Genomic DNA, 16,585 nt, shown 5'->3' on the forward strand with positions numbered 1-16,585 from the left:
TTAAAAGTAATGACGAAAGCAGATATCGTAGCGAAGATTTCAGAAAAACTAGGAATGGAAAAGAATGAAGTACAAGCTACTGTTGAAACCTTTATGGAAGAAGTGAAAAATTCTCTTGAAGGTGGTGACAACGTTTATTTAAGAGGTTTTGGAAGTTTTATTATCAAAACAAGAGCCGAAAAAACAGGAAGAAATATTTCAAAAAACACAACAATCAAAATACCAGCTCACAATATTCCGGCCTTTAAACCTGCAAAAGTTTTTGTTGAAGGGGTAAAGACCAACGTGGACGTAAAATAATTCTAACCCGTTCCACTTTGGTGGAGCATTAAAAAAGACTTTAGTATGCCAAGTGGTAAAAAAAGAAAAAGACATAAGGTAGCGACCCACAAGCGTAAAAAGCGTCGTCGCGCTAACCGCCACAAAAAGAAAAAGTAGTTTCTAAACTACTTTTTCTGTTTTAAAAGTGTTTTGGAAATTTTGCCTTTTTGGCGCTATTTCCGAATAAATCAAACGAAAAATCGTTCTTTGAAAATGAGATTGCAACAGCCGGCTTTTGGCTTTGGTGCAGTTTCGCCGGATTTTATATAAATCTGTGAAAAATATTGTTTAATTAGTCCCGAAGTGAATTCGGGGCAACAAAATTAATGTAACGTGAACTACGAATTATTTATTAGGTCCGGTTCACAAGAAGTTGATTTTGCCCTTTTAAAGGATGGAAAACTTATAGAGCTTCACAAAGAGGAAGAGGATAACAATTTTACCGTTGGCGACATATTTCTTGCCAAAATACGTAAAACTGTCCCTGGTCTAAACGCCGCCTTTGTGAATGTTGGTTATGAAAAAGATGGTTTTTTACACTATCACGATCTCGGCCCGAAAGTGCTTTCACAACTGAAATTTGTGAAAAGTGTGAGTTCTGGTAAATTAAAGGATTATTCCTTGACCAATTTTCCATTCGAAAAAGAGATTGATAAGCATGGCAACTTAAACGATGCCTTAAAAAGCAATCAATCCATCTTGGTTCAAATTGTAAAAGAACCCATTTCCACCAAAGGACCACGTATAAGTTCCGAGCTTTCTATAGCTGGAAGATATATTGTGTTGGTTCCATTTTCCGATAGAGTTTCTGTTTCACAAAAAATAGAAAGCAACGAAGAAAAAGACAGGTTAAAACGTTTGATAACAAGCATTAAACCAAAAGGATTTGGCGTAATAATACGCACCGTAGCCGAGGGCAAAAAAGTAGCAGAACTGGACAAAGATTTACAGAACCTTACCGAACGCTGGACAGCAATGTGTAAGAAGCTACAAGGGGCGCACCACCCTTCAAAAGTGCTGAGCGAGCTCAATAGGGGAGCATCTATCATCCGTGATATGTTTAACGATTCATTCTCCGCAATACATATTGACGATGAAACCCTTTACTTGCAAATAAAAGATTATGTGCAGGAAATTGCACCAAAAAAAGACAATATCGTAAAGTTTTATGATTCCAATGTTCCGATGTTTGAGAAATTCGGAATAGAAAGACAGATTAAAACTTCCTTCGGAAAAACAGTATCAGGTAGCAAAGGAGCTTACTTGGTAATTGAACACACCGAAGCAATGCACGTAATAGACGTGAACAGCGGTAACCGAAGCAACAAGCAAAAAACACAGGAAGGCACAGCGCTGGAAGTGAATATGATTGCAGCCACCGAGGTGGCAAGACAGCTAAGGTTGCGCGATATGGGAGGAATTATTGTGGTGGATTTTATTGATTTGGCAAATGCCAATCACCGCAAACAGCTTTACAACCACCTTCGTGAAGAAATGAAGGATGACAGAGCAAAGCATAAAATTCTTCCGCCAAGTAAATTTGGGTTAATACAGATAACCCGCCAACGAGTTAGGCCAGAGATGAACATCAAAACTCGCGAGGAAGACCCCAGTAATGGAGGCGACGGCGAGATTGAAGCACCTATCATCGTTATAAATAGAATAAACGAAGAGGTAAAACGTCTCTTTAAAAAAGACTATAAAAAGATAACTTTAAACACGCATCCTTTTATAGCGGCCTTTTTAACCAAAGGTTTCCCAAGTGTGCGTACCAAATGGTTTTTGGAGCACAAGAAATGGGTAAAAATCCAACCTCGGGATGCTTATACGTATCTTGAATATCACTTTCACGATAAAGATGGTGAATTGATAAAATAACCAAAACCCCTTTTGAAGACTTACTTCGGAAGGGGTTTTTTTGTTAGTTTTACTGTCAGTTCGAGCGCAGTCGAGAACTAATCTAATGGAATCACACAAAACATACACCGTTGATGAAGCCACCAAAAGGATGGAGCGCTATTGTGCTTACCAGGAGCGTTGCCATAAAGAAGTACATCAAAAACTGTATGAAATGCGGATGATTCCTGTAGCGGTGGATGAAATAATAGATCATTTACTTAGGCACAATTTCTTAAACGAGACAAGGTTTGCCCAAGCGTTTGCAAGAGGAAAATTTAGAGTCAAAAAATGGGGAAGGAATAGAATAGTGAATGAATTGAAACTCCGAGAAATTTCAAAATACAACATTCAAATTGCCTTAAAGGAAATACCCGATTCCGAATATTACAAAACCTTTGAAGCCTTGGCAGAAAAGCGATTACAACAATTATCTTCAGAAAAAAATCTTCTAAAAAAACGAAAAAAGTTGGCGGACTATCTTTTTTATCGCGGGTGGGAAAGTGAAATGGTTTATGGGAAAGTGAATGAAATTTCAAAATAATGTAAATAAAACTTGACATTTAATAAATTTTTATTTTATATTTGTGTCAAGATAACTTTACATATAATCAAATACACTTTACTTATGGAAACAAAACAGAATACATGGAAAGCAACCTCAAAAAGGAATATAAGGCAATTAGCCTACTGGACCGGAGGGTGGGTAGTGGCAATGGCAATAGCCTCCTTTGGGCAAAAATATTTTTGGGAAGGCAATACTGTCTTAACCATCATATTTATTTTTATTGCTACTCTTGTTGGCGTAGGGATGATCCTTATGAACCGAAAGTACATCAACAGTTTGGATGAAATGCAACGAAAAGTACATATTGAGGCAATGGCTATTTCTTTAGGAGTTGGCGTGGTTATTGGCTTAAGCTATTCATTACTAGATCAGGCAAATGTTATCGGTTTTGATGCGGAAATAGCAGACCTGGTTATGCTTATTGGGATAACATATTTAATAGCAACTTTTGCTGGTTTAAATAGATACAAATGAAAAACCGAATAAAAGTACTTCGCGCAGAACACAACATGACCCAAGCCGAACTGGCGGTTGCCGTTGAGGTTTCAAGACAGACTATAAACGCTATTGAAACAGGAAAATTTGATCCAAGTTTGCCGCTCGCTTTTAAGATTTCAAAATTATTTGATTTGCCAATAGAAACTATATTTATTGATGAATGATATTTTTTATGATGGCATGAGCCGCAAACTCATGCCATTGAGGATTTAATAAGAGTCTGGCTAAATATTAAACGAAGCCCCAACATTAAACGAAATCTGATTGTGCAATTTCTCAGCAGGCGTTAAGGAATCTGTATTGTATTTGGAGATGGGGATGCTAACTTCCGTAAAAACCCCAAAGCCGCTGGTAAAGAAATAACGAGCCCCCAAATGCCCACCAAAGTTTTTTAAGCTGGCGTAAAGTCCGGGATATACATCAAAATTTCCATCAACGTTTATCACGTTGCCAAGATTTGCATTAAAGCGAGCGCGGAAGTCAAAACGATCCTCAAATTTTGCGAAAGGCTCTTCATTGCCTTCTAAATCTTTGACTTTTTCAATTCCCAAAAGATAGGAAGAAGCTACGCCCAGCGAAATGTTTTCACCTATGCCAAAATCAAGACTTCCCAGAATCCCGGTGCCATTGTTTTGAAAATTGGCCCCGATTTGAAATTTGACATCACCTTTTCCCGAATAGGCCTGTGCAAAAGTTAGTTGAATGAAAAGAAACGTAATAATTGTTGCAAATAACTTCATCACCAATAATTTTACAGGAAAGTTAATGAATTATCCAGTAATTATAATGCTTTATGGGTACGAACAATAGCCTGCTCGTTTTTCCAATCAATCCATTTTTGGCCTTTCAATTTTCGCATTATTTGATCAAAATAACGCATAAAGGCAACGTTGTAAACCGCTTTTGCCAAATTTTTTGGATTACGAGCTATGGCGCGCAAGCTCATTGAAAAACCGGGCGTAATGTAGCGCATATAGTGCCAATAACCTTCAGGCATGTACAAAACGTTCCCGTGTTCCAAATTTGCAATGTAACCTTCCGCTTTTTTTAGCGCAGGCCATTTTTTGTAATCGGGATTGTGGAAATCTATGTCTTCACGCGTAATTAAGGAATGCGGAATTTTATACAAATAATCGTTCTGCTTTTGGTCAAAAAGAATCACTTCCTTTTTCCCTTGGAAGTGAAAATGGAAGATGTTTGCCAAATCAATATCGTAGTGCATAAAAGTGTATGAGTCCTTTCCGCCGAAGAAAAGCATGGGCAGCCCTTTCATCAGTTTCAGTCCGAAATCTGGATAGTAAAAATCGTTTTGAAGTTGAGGAATTTCTTTCAAGATATTCCACAGAAAAATGCGGTATTTGGTAGGCTCGGTTTTTAGTAATTCCACATAATCGCGCATTTTCATTTTTGCATGTGGCTCATTGAACCCATCTTGGTGGCTTACCGGACGATTGTCGTAAAGCGGAACCATTTTATCGCCTGCAACTTCGGCGATATAATCAAGGTTCCATTTGGTGAAAGCAGGCCAATCCTCAACAAACCTTTCAATGATAACTGGTTTTTGGGGCTTAAAATATTTTTTTAGAAAATCTTCTTTGGTAATGGTCGTTACCCTGTCTATTTGCTGTAATTGCATAGTTTTCATCAACACGCAAATTTACAAATCCTGTATAGAATGTTATGGCGGCGTTAATATAACTTTAAGTTTTTATAAAACAAAAATCCCAAACTCCACCATTTTGGAATTTGGGATTTGATATTTTTTTGAATTTTTGGCAATTTAATCTGCCAAAACCATCACTCTGTTATTGTTGCACTCAACGGTTCCGCCAGAAATTTCAAGAACCCATTTATCGTTTTCCTTTGTGAATTTTTGCTCAAAACCTTCTGCAATAGTTAGGTTTCCTTTAAACTTCACTTTTCCTTCCTGCAAAACGGAAACGATAGGAGCGTGGTTATTCAACATTTGGAATTCGCCCTCCACACCCGGAACGGTTACGCTTTCTATTTCACCAGCAACTAAAGATGCTTCGGGGGTTACTATTTCTAAGTACATATTTTTCTAAAATTACAAATTTCAAGTACCAAATTCCAAAACCTGATTTTGGAATTTGGGATTTAATTTATTGTGATTTTCGAGCTCTGCTCGTTATGCTTCCGCAAGCATTTTCTCACCAGCGGCGATGGCTTCCTCAATGGTTCCTTTCAGGTTGAAGGCTGCTTCTGGAAGATGATCCAGTTCGCCATCCATAATCATATTGAAACCTTTAATGGTTTCCTTAATATCTACCAAGACTCCAGGAATACCTGTAAACTGCTCCGCCACGTGGAACGGCTGTGAAAGGAAACGCTGTACACGACGCGCGCGGCCTACTGCCAGTTTATCGTCTTCGGAAAGTTCTTCCATCCCAAGAATCGCGATGATATCCTGTAATTCCTTATAACGCTGTAAAAGCTCTTTTACTCTTTGCGCGCAAGCGTAGTGCTCTTTTCCAAGGATTGATTCAGTAAGAATTCTAGAGGTAGAATCCAATGGATCCACCGCAGGATAAATACCAAGCTCGGCAATTTTACGAGATAGTACGGTTGTAGCATCCAAGTGGGCAAAAGTTGTTGCCGGCGCTGGATCCGTAAGGTCATCCGCAGGTACGTAAACCGCCTGTACAGATGTAATAGAACCTCTTTTAGTTGAAGTAATACGCTCCTGCATCGCCCCCATCTCTGTTGCCAAAGTTGGCTGGTAACCCACCGCAGAAGGCATACGCCCAAGAAGTGCAGAAACCTCAGAACCCGCTTGCGTAAAACGGAAAATGTTATCTACGAAGAAAAGAACGTCTTTCCCTTGACCTTCGCCAGCTCCATCACGGAAATACTCAGCAATGGTCAATCCGGAAAGTGCAACACGTGCACGTGCTCCAGGTGGTTCGTTCATCTGTCCGAATACGAAAGTAGCTTTAGATTCTTTCATTGCAGTTTTATCTACTTTTGAAAGATCCCATCCACCATTTTCCATAGAGTGCATAAAATCGTCGCCGTATTTAATAATACCGGATTCAAGCATTTCGCGAAGCAAGTCATTACCCTCACGAGTACGTTCCCCTACACCTGCGAAAACCGAAAGACCACCGTGGCCTTTTGCAATATTGTTAATCAACTCTTGAATAAGTACCGTTTTACCTACACCAGCACCACCGAAAAGACCAATTTTACCACCTTTTGCATAAGGCTCAATAAGGTCGATTACTTTAATACCTGTGAAAAGAACTTCGGTAGAAGTTGAAAGATCTTCAAATTTTGGAGCCTCACGGTGAATTGGAAGCCCATTGTCGCCAGATTTTGGCAAGTTTCCAATACCATCAATAGCATCACCGATTACGTTGAAAAGTCGGCCGTAAACATCTTCACCAATCGGCATTTGGATAGGCGCGCCAGTTGCAACGGCATCCACACCGCGGCTAAGACCGTCAGTAGAATCCATTGATATGGTACGTACCATGCTTTCGCCAATGTGTGATTGAACTTCGAGAACCAAAAGGTTTCCGTTGTTGTTTACCTCCAAAGAGTCGTATATTTTTGGAAGTTCCGTTCCGCTATCAAACGCAACGTCAACTACCGGGCCAATAATCTGTGCAACTTTTCCTGTACTTTGTGACATGAGTAACTGTTTATTTTATAGTTATCTAAGGGCGAAAATACCGCCTCTGTTTTGAACGGTGCAAAGATAGTTTTTTCTGAATGAAATTTGCAATGGAAATTTTAAAAAATTTGTAGATTTTGCTGATGAGTTTCAATAGGTTTTTAAAACCAGATAGAACCCGCCAACTAAAGCTTTTCACACAATCCGCGAACTTCCGTTTTGAAAAGTGAAATTATTTTTTTCTGAAGTGCATCATCTTTGGAAATGCTGCGTCCATCAATTTCAACAATCGGCGTAAGCTCGCCCATCGTTCCCGTTGCGAAAACGCCATCAGCATTGTAGAATTGTGAAAGGGTGATGTCCGATTCAATGATTTCTATATTGTGCTTTTTGCACATTTCAATCACTGAATTTCTTGTGATTCCTGGTAAACAAGCGTGGCCAAAAGGCGTAAAGATCTTTCCATTTTTTACCATAAAAAGATTGCTTCCATTCAGTTCTGCAATAAACCCGCGATCGTCAAGCATTAATCCCGCGTCTTTTCCGGCAATGTTGGCCTGTATTTTTGCGATTATATTATTGAGCAAATTGTTGTGGTGAATTTTACTGTCCAAAAATTGTGGAGAATTGCGGCGCTGGCTGGTGCTTATCACTTTTATGCCATGGTCGTTGTCATAAACCAAGGGTTTCCATTCTGCTAAAACAATTAAGCAAGAGCCATTTTGATTGAGGCGCGGATCCATCCCGCTGGTTATTTTTTCGCCGCGCGTCAAGGTCAAACGGATGTGCGTATCGTCCGTCATACCGTTGGCATCGAGGGTTTGCTTTATTGCTTTTTTGATGAATTCTTTGGAAGGAATGTCTGTAAATATGAGCGTTTTCGCAGATTCCTGCAGACGCGTTAAATGTTTGTCCAAACAAACCACCCCTTCGGGATACACACGCAATCCTTCCCAAACGGCATCACCGCCCTGCACCGAGCTGTCAAAAACCGAAACTTTGGCTTCGCTGCGTGGATATAGTCTGTCTTTTATAAAAATTTGTATGTTGTCGTTCTTGGGGTTGGATTTTTGAAGCATTTTTTTATTTATGAGTTGGTTAAAATATTATTTTTTAAAGTTTCGTAATAAGGAAGTGCCTCGTTCAATAAAGGTTCCAAATGTTTTGGCAAAGGTTGCGAACTGCTTTTCTGAAAAGTAAATCCTTCAGAATTATGGACGTTTCCGTACCAATGTTTTGCCCAAATGCCATCTTCCGGAATTCCACCTTTTTTCCATTGAAGCATTTTGTCAGAAAAGGGAATATTCAGCAAATCACAGAGTTTTTCCAAATATGTTTCTGGATTTTTTAAAAGTTCGTCACTATCGATCACTATTGGCGTTCTTCCGTTTTTCTTCAGAAATAAAAATAATTCCGAAGCTTTTTTAATACCAATATCATTAAGGGTTGGGGTGTGTATTACTTTTGAAAAGGAAGCTATCAGTTTTTTGGGATGCCGGATCAAAATTACATTTTCCCAATCCAAAATAAATTCCGGCGACTCAGTCAGATAATGGTGCGCCATTCCTTTTACAAAAACATGCTGCTTTTCTGAAAGTAAATTTATGCTTTCAATCACTTTCTCTTCCTTCAGTTCCATGGTTTGCAGGATTTCCTGTTGTGAAGGATGTTGGTTTTCCAGCGAAGCGTTTTTCAGATAAAACCCATAAAAAGGCTCGTCCAATACCTTCAGGTCTTCACGTTGCGCAAAAGAATACATAATTGCCGTGGAGAGATTCCGCGGACCAGAGATAAGGTTGATGACTTTCATTTGAATAAAAGTACATCAAAAAAAGTATGTCTGAAAATGTTTTATTCTACTGTTACAGATTTCGCCAAATTACGTGGCTGATCCACATTTCTGCCAAGCATTACGGCAATGTGGTATGACAGTAATTGCAACGGAATAGTAGTCACCAATGGCGACAATGCCTCAGGAGTGTGCGGCACTTCCATAACATAATTTGCCATTTCCCTAACAGCAGTATCGCCTTCGGAGACTACGGCTATAATTTTACCTTTTCTAGCCTTTATTTCTTGAATGTTACTCACTACTTTATCATAATGATCACTTTTTATAGCGATGACCACAACGGGCATTTGCTCGTCTATAAGTGCGATAGGGCCATGTTTCATTTCAGCGGCTGGATAGCCTTCGGCGTGTATGTATGAAATTTCCTTTAGTTTCAATGCGCCTTCCAAAGCTACTGGGAAATTGTAGCCTCTTCCCAAATAAAGGAAATTGCGAACATCCTTAAAAACAGTTGCTATTTCTTTTATTTTGTCTTCGGTCTTTAAAGCTTCTTCTACATGTTTTGGAATAAGTTCCAATTCACGTAAATAGAGCATAAAATCACTTTGGCTGATGGTGCCTTTTGCTTTTGCCAAACGCAGGGCTATCATAGCCAAAACCGTAATTTGGGTTGTGAAAGCTTTGGTTGAAGCAACGCCAATTTCAGGTCCGGCGTGCGTATAGGATCCGCTGTGGGTTTCTCTGGAAATAGTTGAGCCTACAACATTACAAACTCCATAAACGAACGCACCTTTTGATTTTGCGAGTTTTATAGCGGCAAGTGTATCTGCGGTTTCACCACTTTGTGAAATGGCGATTACTACGTCTTTCTCTGAAATAATTGGATTTCGGTAACGGAATTCGGAGGCGTACTCTACTTCCACAGGAATGCGTACCAAGTCCTCGAAAATATATTCAGCCACTAAACCTGCATGCCACGAAGTTCCACAGGCCACGATAATAATGCGGTCTGCATTGATGAATTTTTCAATATAATCCTCAAGACCTCCAAGCTTTACAATGCCTTTCTCGGCAAGTAAACGCCCGCGATAGGTGTCTTTTATTACGGAAGGCTGTTCGTAGATTTCCTTCAGCATAAAATGTTCGTAACCGCCTTTTTCAATTTGCTCAAGATTCATTTGAAGCTCTTGAATGTATGGGGCAACTAATTTATCGTCTTTTATTTTTCTGACTTTTACATCACGCCCTAGACGGATGATGGCCATTTCTTCATCTTCTAAATAGATGGCGTTGTTTGTGAATTCAATAAATGGAGAAGCGTCGCTGGCAACAAAAAATTCATCTTCGCCGATGCCTATTGCTAATGGGCTTCCAAGTTTTGCCACTACAATTTCATCAGGTTTTTTTCTGTCAAAAAGTGCAATTGCATAAGCACCCACAACTTGGTTTAATGCTATTTGTACAGCTTTCCCAAGTTTTACGTTTTCGTTTTTTTGAATATCCTCTATAAGGTTTACCAAAACTTCGGTATCTGTATCTGAAGTAAAGGTATAGCCTCTTTTAATCAATTCCTTTTTAAGGGAATCGTAGTTTTCAATAATTCCATTGTGGATAATAACTAAATCGCCGCTATTGGAATAATGCGGGTGGCTGTTCACGTCATTAGGAACTCCGTGTGTTGCCCAGCGAGTATGCCCTATGCCGAGGCTTCCCTTTCGGGAAATTTCCTTTTCAGCTTTTTCTTCCAGACTTGCCACCTTGCCTTTTGTCTTGCAAAGTTGAATATCTGTTCCGTCAAAAAGTGCAATTCCGGCGCTGTCATAACCTCTGTATTCTAAACGTTTCAATCCGTTGAGAATAATTGGGTATGCTTCTTTTTTGCCGATATAGCCTACAATTCCACACATACGCAGGGTTTAATTAGGTTCAGTGTAATAAATTTGGAGTTTTAATCTTTTTTCTTGGTTTGGCGTTGCATTTCCGTAAAGAATGGTTCCTTCAGGTGAAATTACAGTACTGGAGGGTATTTGCTCAATATTTGGCTCCATAGAGTTTTGAAGTTTCTGCGTCGTCCTTGTTAAAACATTTTGAGATACCACTATGCCCAAAGGTACATTTGTGCTGTCTTTATTAATCAAATTACTGATATGGGTTGTTATTTTTAATTTGTAGTATTCACCGTTGCCATCACTTCCTCTTTGTAGTTTTCCGTAATGGTTTGTAAGGGCATCTACAGCTTCCAGACCATTCGTTGGGTCCAGATTGTAATCTGCCAGTACGTTACTGTTCTTAAGGTCATAGATTATTATACGTTCAGGTTCTGTAGCACCACCTACCATTAAATCCTGATTCACATAAAAAATGAGATTTGCCTCATTGACCAGCCATTTTTTATCGCGAAGAGTTTCAAGTTGATCTGCCACGCCGTTATTATCATTGTCTTTCCCGAAGAGTTCCACAACTGAAATGATTCCATCACCACCGCGAAGGTAGAGATTTTCATTTCCGGTTTCAATATTTGGATTCTCTACTGCGGTTTGTATTTGGGTGGGCAGTTGGTTTGTAAAAGTATTTACACTTATGCCCCCACTAAAATTCAATTTAAATACAGCGTTGTCTCTTTCATCGGGTTCATCTTCATTATCGTAACTGTAAAATATAGAGACGTATGCTTTGGTAACATCAAAAATAAAGAGGCTGCCATTGTCCGTTGGTGAATTAACTTTAAAATATAGACCTCTTAAAAAGTTTTTAAAGTTATTGCTGTTTCGCAATTCTGGAGTTCCTTCCATATCAATCACATTGGTTTGGAAGAAGGTCGAATCTAGCTTTATACGAAGGCCGGGTGTTAATTCCTCTTCATTTTCTTCTCCTTCAAATATAACATAGCTGTTCTCTGTTGGCAGAAAATTTTCTACTGAAGCTAGTTCCTCACCTAGATAGCCTTCAAAAACGTCTCCTTGGGTAGTGTAGTAGTTTTGAAATTCCTCAAAACCTGTATTGGGGTCATATTCCCTTAAAAAATATTTTGATTCAAATATGGACACGTTTATAGGCGTGGTGCCATATATAGAATCAAGCTCATAAGTAGTTACACTGTCCACTGTGGTTCCTGTACTGAAGTATGGTAAATACACAAAAACACTATCTACCGTGGCATTCTCGCCAAAGCTGGGGTCGTTTGATGCAAGGGTAAGCTGTGATAAAAGATTCACTGTTGATTTTCCATATACAGGATCGTTATAAACCCCTAATTGATAGGCTGGCAGCCTATTGCTCTGTAATGGGCCAAGTTTTCTACTGTATGCAATGACGGATTGTGATTCATCTAAGATTCCGTTGGGGGTTTCAGTTCCCAATACTTCAGAGCCCAAAGTTGAGATATCTTCTTGGCAAGAAGAGAATGCAATTATTATAAAGAAAATAGCACCTGCAAGGGGCAACAAATTTTTAATTTTCATTTGTTCTATTAATTGTTTTGGGTGAAATGTAATTAGCTCATTTCAATAAGATTGTTGAAGAAATTACTATAAGACTTTTGAGCTGTAAAAGTCTAAATATGCCTGGGAAAAATTTTCCATATTATGATATTTTAACACAGGTTTGTCTAAAGTGTTAATAAATTCATCAAGCTCTTTTGGTATTTCTTCAGATCCTACAATGACTGCGTCAGAATTTTTGACGGCTATTTTCATAAGGTTTACGTAACTTGGCTCTTCAAGTATAGTAATAACTTCGTCATCAATAGCATCAAACCTAACTTTATCTATTGTGTTTTTAGCTAACGTTCCATCGAAGCCTTGATTGTACACAGAAGTAACTATTTTACTATTTTCAAAAAGGGGTTCGTTTCCGTAATAATTCCGTAGATATAAAGGAAGAAAAGAAGCAAGCCATCCATGAACGTGAATAATATCTGGCGCCCAGTTCAGTTTTTTTACAGTTTCAATAACGCCTTTTGCGAAGAAAATGGCGCGCTCGTCATTGTCTTTGTAAAAATTTCCCTCTTCATCAGCATAGGTTGCCTTTCTTTTAAAATAATCTTCATTATCAATAAAATAAACCTGGATGCGCTCTTTAGGGATTGACGCCACTTTTATAATCAGTGGCATATCGAGATCGTTTATTACCAAGTTCATTCCAGAAAGGCGAATCACTTCGTGCAATTGGTGCCTTCTTTCGTTAATATTGCCATAGCGTGGCATAAAGATTCTTATCTGGCCGCCATTATTGTTGATCATTCGGGGAGCTTCAAACGACATTGAAGAAATCTCGGTCTCGGGAAGATAAGGTATAACTTCTGAAGACACATACAAGACTCTTTTATCTTTCATCTATTGGGTTTTTTAGGAATTATTGCAATTTGCCCCAATGTCTCGAGGCGTTTAAAAACACGCAAAATTACGAAAATTTATGTAGATTGTCTTTAATATATTAATTTTGCCCGCTCTTAACCCAATTTTATGGTAATACATACCCAGAAAGAAACCTTGGTGCAGGCTTTGTCTTCCGGGGCAAAAAATGACAAAATAGGTTTTGTGCCAACAATGGGTGCATTGCATGAAGGGCATATATCTTTGGTAAAGAATGCTTTAGAAAATAATGATGCGGTGGTGGTGAGCATTTTTGTAAACCCCACACAATTTAATAATAGTGCAGATCTTGAAAAATATCCGCGCACTCCCGAAGATGATATTTTACTATTAAAAAATCTAAAAGGAAATGTGATTGTGTACTTGCCAGAGGTTTCAGATCTATATGATGCTTCGGTTTCCGCAAAAAAGTACAATTTTGGAAACCTCGAAAATGAAATGGAGGGCAAGCACCGAAAAGGACATTTTGACGGAGTGGGAACTATTGTAAGCAAGCTTTTAAAAATTGTGAAACCAAACACAGCCTATTTTGGCGAAAAGGATTTTCAACAATTACAGATTGTTAAAAAGTTGGTTGCCATCGAAAAGCTACCCGTAAAAATTGTGGGATGCCCAATTTTGAGAGAGAAAAACGGACTTGCAATGAGTTCACGAAATAAACGACTAAGCGAAACACAATTTAAAGAAGCTACAATTATTTATAAAACCCTAAAAGAGGTGAACGAGAAATTCAGTTCTAAATCCATTGCTGAATTGAATGCTTTGGTTGCGGAACGGTTTTTGCAAAACCCCAACTTGAATTTGGAATATTTTGAAATAGCCAACGAAAAAACACTCAAAACCGCAAAGCGAAAAAACAAAGCTTCAAAATACAGAGCTTTTATAGCAGCTTTTGCGGGCGATGTTCGGCTAATAGATAATATGCCTTTAAATTAATACCTTTGCACCATGCAAATACACGTAGTAAAATCTAAAATCCATAGAGTAAAAGTTACTGGTGCCGATCTAAACTATATCGGTAGCATCACTATTGACGAAGATTTAATGGATGCAGCCAACATTATTGAAGGCGAAAAAGTCCAGATAGTAAACAATAATAACGGCGAACGCCTCGAAACATACGCCATTCCCGGTCCTCGAAACAGTGGCGAAATTACTTTAAACGGTGCCGCCGCAAGACGCGTGGCGCCCGGTGATGTGCTTATTCTTATTACCTATGCCTTAATGGAAGTGGAAGAGGCAAAGGTCTTCAAACCGGCTTTGGTCTTCCCAGACGAGGAAACAAATCTACTCCGATAAATTGAGCCGCTCCCTCTCAAAATTTTTGCAGATTGCGATTCCGCTGGGATTGGGTTTTTTTTTGATTTGGTATATCTACCAATCGTTTACAGCACAACAACTTGCCGAAACTAAAAAATATTTTGCCAATGCAAACTATGGTTTCGTCTTGCTTTCTGTTGTATTTAGTGTTTTAAGCCATCTATCACGATCCTATCGATGGAATTTTATGTTGGAGCCATTGGGTTATAAAACCAAATTGGCCAATAACTTTATGGCAGTTTCCGTGGCTTATTTGATGAATATTTTTATTCCGAAAAGCGGCGAAGTTTCCCGAGGGATCATTTTGGATAAATATGAAGGAGTGCCTTTTCAAAAAGGATTTGGAACTATTATTTCCGAAAGGGTTGTTGATCTTTTATTCCTTCTTTTTTTCACTGCTTTGGCACTTGTTATAAAGTTTGATGTATTGTATGATTACGTGATTGAAAGTATTCCGCCTTCACTTTTATATATAATTATCTTCGGAATTGTTTTAATGGGCGTGAGCATTCCCCTGTACATTAAATTTTCAAAATCGAATATCAATAAAAAAATAAAAAGCTTCGTTATTGGATTGAAAGAAGGAGTTTTCAGTATTTTGAAAATGAAGAAAAAGGGGGCTTTTCTTTTTCATACTTTCATCATTTGGGGCCTTTACTTACTTTCTTTCTACACTGCGCTGCACGCATTGCCGGGTACTACAAATATTCCTTTTGGAACAATTATAATCACCTTTGTTGTCGGGAGCTTCACTTTTGCTTTTACCAATAGTGGCTTTGGAACCTATCCTGCTGCAGTTGCGGGAATTTTGACTGTTTTTGGAGTAGCCAAAACCGTTGGCGTTGCTTTTGGATGGATTGTTTGGATTTCAAATATTTCTTCCATTGTATTCTTTGGAGTGCTCTCATTGGTGATACTTCCTATTTACAATCGAAAACGGCTAAAATTGTAATTTTTTCGAAATAATTTTTCGGTGAAAAAACCACAAATTGAAAATTTGTTATCTTTCCGCAGCCTAAAAATTCTAACCAATGAAAAAAATCCTACTATTCGCAGTTTGTGTGTTGCTTAATTATGCTTCATTTTCCCAAATAATTTACGAAGAATTCAATTCTGACAAACTTGGCGAGTCTCGAAGATTAAAAATTCAACTTCCCAGAAATTACGATACCAATATTGATAAAAAATACCCCATAGTTTTGGTGCTGGATGCCGATTATCTTTTTGAGCCAGTAGCTGGAAACGTTGATTATTTCAGTTATTGGGAAGATATGCCAGAGTCTATAGTAGTTGGCGTTATGCAAGGTGATTTACGTTATGAAGATTGCTCTTATGACGACAATACTTTTATGCCTGGCGAAAAGGGTGCCCAATTTTTTGAATTTATTGGGATGGAACTTATTCCATATATTGATAAAAAGTACCGAACCGCAAAGTTCATCATTGGTGTAGGGCACGATTTTACGGCCAATTTTTTAAATTATTATCTCTTTAAAGATCCACCGTTGCTGAATGGTTATATAAATCTAAGTCCAGATATGGCGCCTATGATGGAAGAACGCCTTGTGGAACGCATTCCACAAATTCCCGGAAAAATATTCTATTATTTGGCTACGGGAACCGACGATATTAAAGGCTTGATGGAATCTACCCAAGACCTTCACAACCAATTAAACGGTTTGAAAAGCAAATCCTTCAATTATTATTATGATAATTTTGATGGTGCTACCCACTATTCTTTGGGTGGGCGTGGTATTCCGAATGCTTTGGAAAAAATATTTTCGGTTTATAGACCAATTAGCAAAAAGGAATACACTGAAGTTTTATTGAAATTGGATACGCCAATTAGCCAATATCTGCTTGATAAATATAAGGTAATAGAGGATCTTTTTGGTATTACGAATAACATTCGCGTTAATGACTTTATTGCTACGGCCACTGCTGCAGAAAAAAGAAACCAATGGGAATCTTTGCGAGAAATTGCAACCTTGGCAAAAAGACAATATCCAGATACGGTATTGGGAGATTATTATCTGGGACGTTATTATGAAGAAACCGGAGAGCCCAAAAAAGCCATGAAAATCTTTCAGGGAGCCTATGACAAAGAAGAGGTGGATTTTATAACCATTGATAAATTGCTGGATAGGGCAGACAAGATAAAAAATGATTTTGGGTATTAA

The 16,585-nt window shown here is 38.4% G+C and carries 18 protein-coding genes; 9 read left to right on the top strand and 9 right to left on the bottom strand.

From position 1 onward, the window contains the following. Positions 1–9: 9 nt before the first annotated feature. The 5 genes from AC58DT_RS11010 (at position 10) to AC58DT_RS11030 (ending at position 3,447) form a co-directional block, all read left to right on the top strand. On the top strand, positions 10–300 hold the full coding sequence (locus AC58DT_RS11010) for an HU family DNA-binding protein (protein ID WP_014782104.1): 291 nt from the start codon (positions 10–12) through the stop codon (positions 298–300). A 354-nt stretch (positions 301–654) separates the two neighbouring features. Then, positions 655–2,199: an Rne/Rng family ribonuclease gene (locus AC58DT_RS11015; RefSeq protein ID WP_497216876.1), complete on the top strand. Its 1,545-nt coding sequence runs from the start codon at positions 655–657 to the stop codon at positions 2,197–2,199. A gap of 85 nt (positions 2,200–2,284) precedes the next feature. Then, a complete protein-coding gene (locus AC58DT_RS11020) occupies positions 2,285–2,761 on the top strand; it encodes a regulatory protein RecX (protein WP_497216877.1) in 477 nt (158 codons plus the stop codon). Between the two features lie 84 nt (positions 2,762–2,845). Further along, positions 2,846–3,259, top strand: coding sequence for a hypothetical protein (locus AC58DT_RS11025; RefSeq protein WP_497216878.1), 414 nt, complete (start codon positions 2,846–2,848; stop codon positions 3,257–3,259). Beyond that, positions 3,256–3,447, top strand: coding sequence for a helix-turn-helix transcriptional regulator (locus tag AC58DT_RS11030; RefSeq protein WP_068762576.1), 192 nt, complete (start codon positions 3,256–3,258; stop codon positions 3,445–3,447). The genes AC58DT_RS11025 and AC58DT_RS11030 overlap by 4 nt, the downstream gene beginning before the upstream one ends. 60 nt (positions 3,448–3,507) lie before the next feature. On the opposite strand, the gene AC58DT_RS11035 is transcribed toward AC58DT_RS11030, so the two are convergent. The 9 genes from AC58DT_RS11035 to AC58DT_RS11075 all read right to left on the bottom strand — a co-directional run bounded on the left by AC58DT_RS11035 (position 3,508) and on the right by AC58DT_RS11075 (position 13,046). After that, positions 3,508–4,023 carry a DUF6646 family protein gene (locus AC58DT_RS11035; protein WP_497216879.1) on the bottom strand — a complete coding sequence of 172 codons (516 nt, stop codon included), beginning with the start codon at positions 4,021–4,023 and terminating at the stop codon, positions 3,508–3,510. A gap of 41 nt (positions 4,024–4,064) precedes the next feature. Continuing rightward, positions 4,065–4,919, bottom strand: coding sequence for a cupin-like domain-containing protein (locus AC58DT_RS11040; protein WP_497216880.1), 855 nt, complete (start codon positions 4,917–4,919; stop codon positions 4,065–4,067). Positions 4,920–5,063: 144 nt separating this feature from the next. Next, a complete protein-coding gene (locus tag AC58DT_RS11045) occupies positions 5,064–5,339 on the bottom strand; it encodes a F0F1 ATP synthase subunit delta/epsilon (protein WP_497216881.1) in 276 nt (91 codons plus the stop codon). A 93-nt stretch (positions 5,340–5,432) separates the two neighbouring features. Next, the gene (gene atpD, locus AC58DT_RS11050) at positions 5,433–6,938 is read right to left on the bottom strand and encodes a F0F1 ATP synthase subunit beta (protein WP_497216882.1); all 1,506 of its coding nucleotides are present in this window, start codon (positions 6,936–6,938) and stop codon (positions 5,433–5,435) included. Between the two features lie 167 nt (positions 6,939–7,105). Beyond that, entirely contained in the window at positions 7,106–7,999 is an 894-nt protein-coding gene (locus tag AC58DT_RS11055; RefSeq protein WP_497216883.1) for an aminotransferase class IV, read from the bottom strand. Positions 8,000–8,007: 8 nt separating this feature from the next. Further along, entirely contained in the window at positions 8,008–8,730 is a 723-nt protein-coding gene (locus AC58DT_RS11060) for a sulfotransferase-like domain-containing protein (RefSeq protein WP_497216884.1), read from the bottom strand. 41 nt (positions 8,731–8,771) lie between these two features. Further along, positions 8,772–10,619, bottom strand: a complete 1,848-nt coding sequence (gene glmS, locus AC58DT_RS11065; RefSeq protein WP_497216885.1) for a glutamine--fructose-6-phosphate transaminase (isomerizing) — start codon at positions 10,617–10,619, stop codon at positions 8,772–8,774. A 9-nt stretch (positions 10,620–10,628) separates the two neighbouring features. Then, positions 10,629–12,173 (bottom strand): BamH family beta-barrel-assembly machinery protein, encoded by a 1,545-nt coding sequence (bamH, locus tag AC58DT_RS11070; RefSeq protein ID WP_497216886.1) that lies wholly within the window; start codon positions 12,171–12,173, stop codon positions 10,629–10,631. Positions 12,174–12,239: 66 nt separating this feature from the next. After that, the gene (locus AC58DT_RS11075; protein WP_497216887.1) at positions 12,240–13,046 is read right to left on the bottom strand and encodes a glycogen/starch synthase; all 807 of its coding nucleotides are present in this window, start codon (positions 13,044–13,046) and stop codon (positions 12,240–12,242) included. 129 nt (positions 13,047–13,175) lie between these two features. Here AC58DT_RS11075 and panC point away from each other — a divergent pair, with 129 nt between their 5' ends. The 4 genes from panC (at position 13,176) to AC58DT_RS11095 (ending at position 16,585) form a co-directional block, all read left to right on the top strand. After that, entirely contained in the window at positions 13,176–14,021 is an 846-nt protein-coding gene (panC, locus tag AC58DT_RS11080) for a pantoate--beta-alanine ligase (protein ID WP_497216888.1), read from the top strand. A 12-nt stretch (positions 14,022–14,033) separates the two neighbouring features. Beyond that, entirely contained in the window at positions 14,034–14,384 is a 351-nt protein-coding gene (gene panD, locus AC58DT_RS11085; protein WP_062622913.1) for an aspartate 1-decarboxylase, read from the top strand. 1 nt (position 14,385) lies between these two features. Beyond that, positions 14,386–15,357 carry a lysylphosphatidylglycerol synthase transmembrane domain-containing protein gene (locus AC58DT_RS11090; protein WP_497216889.1) on the top strand — a complete coding sequence of 324 codons (972 nt, stop codon included), beginning with the start codon at positions 14,386–14,388 and terminating at the stop codon, positions 15,355–15,357. A gap of 79 nt (positions 15,358–15,436) precedes the next feature. Next, positions 15,437–16,585 (top strand): alpha/beta hydrolase, encoded by a 1,149-nt coding sequence (locus tag AC58DT_RS11095; protein WP_497216890.1) that lies wholly within the window; start codon positions 15,437–15,439, stop codon positions 16,583–16,585.

The sequence above is a fragment of the Aequorivita sp. CRS11 genome (assembly GCF_059693805.1).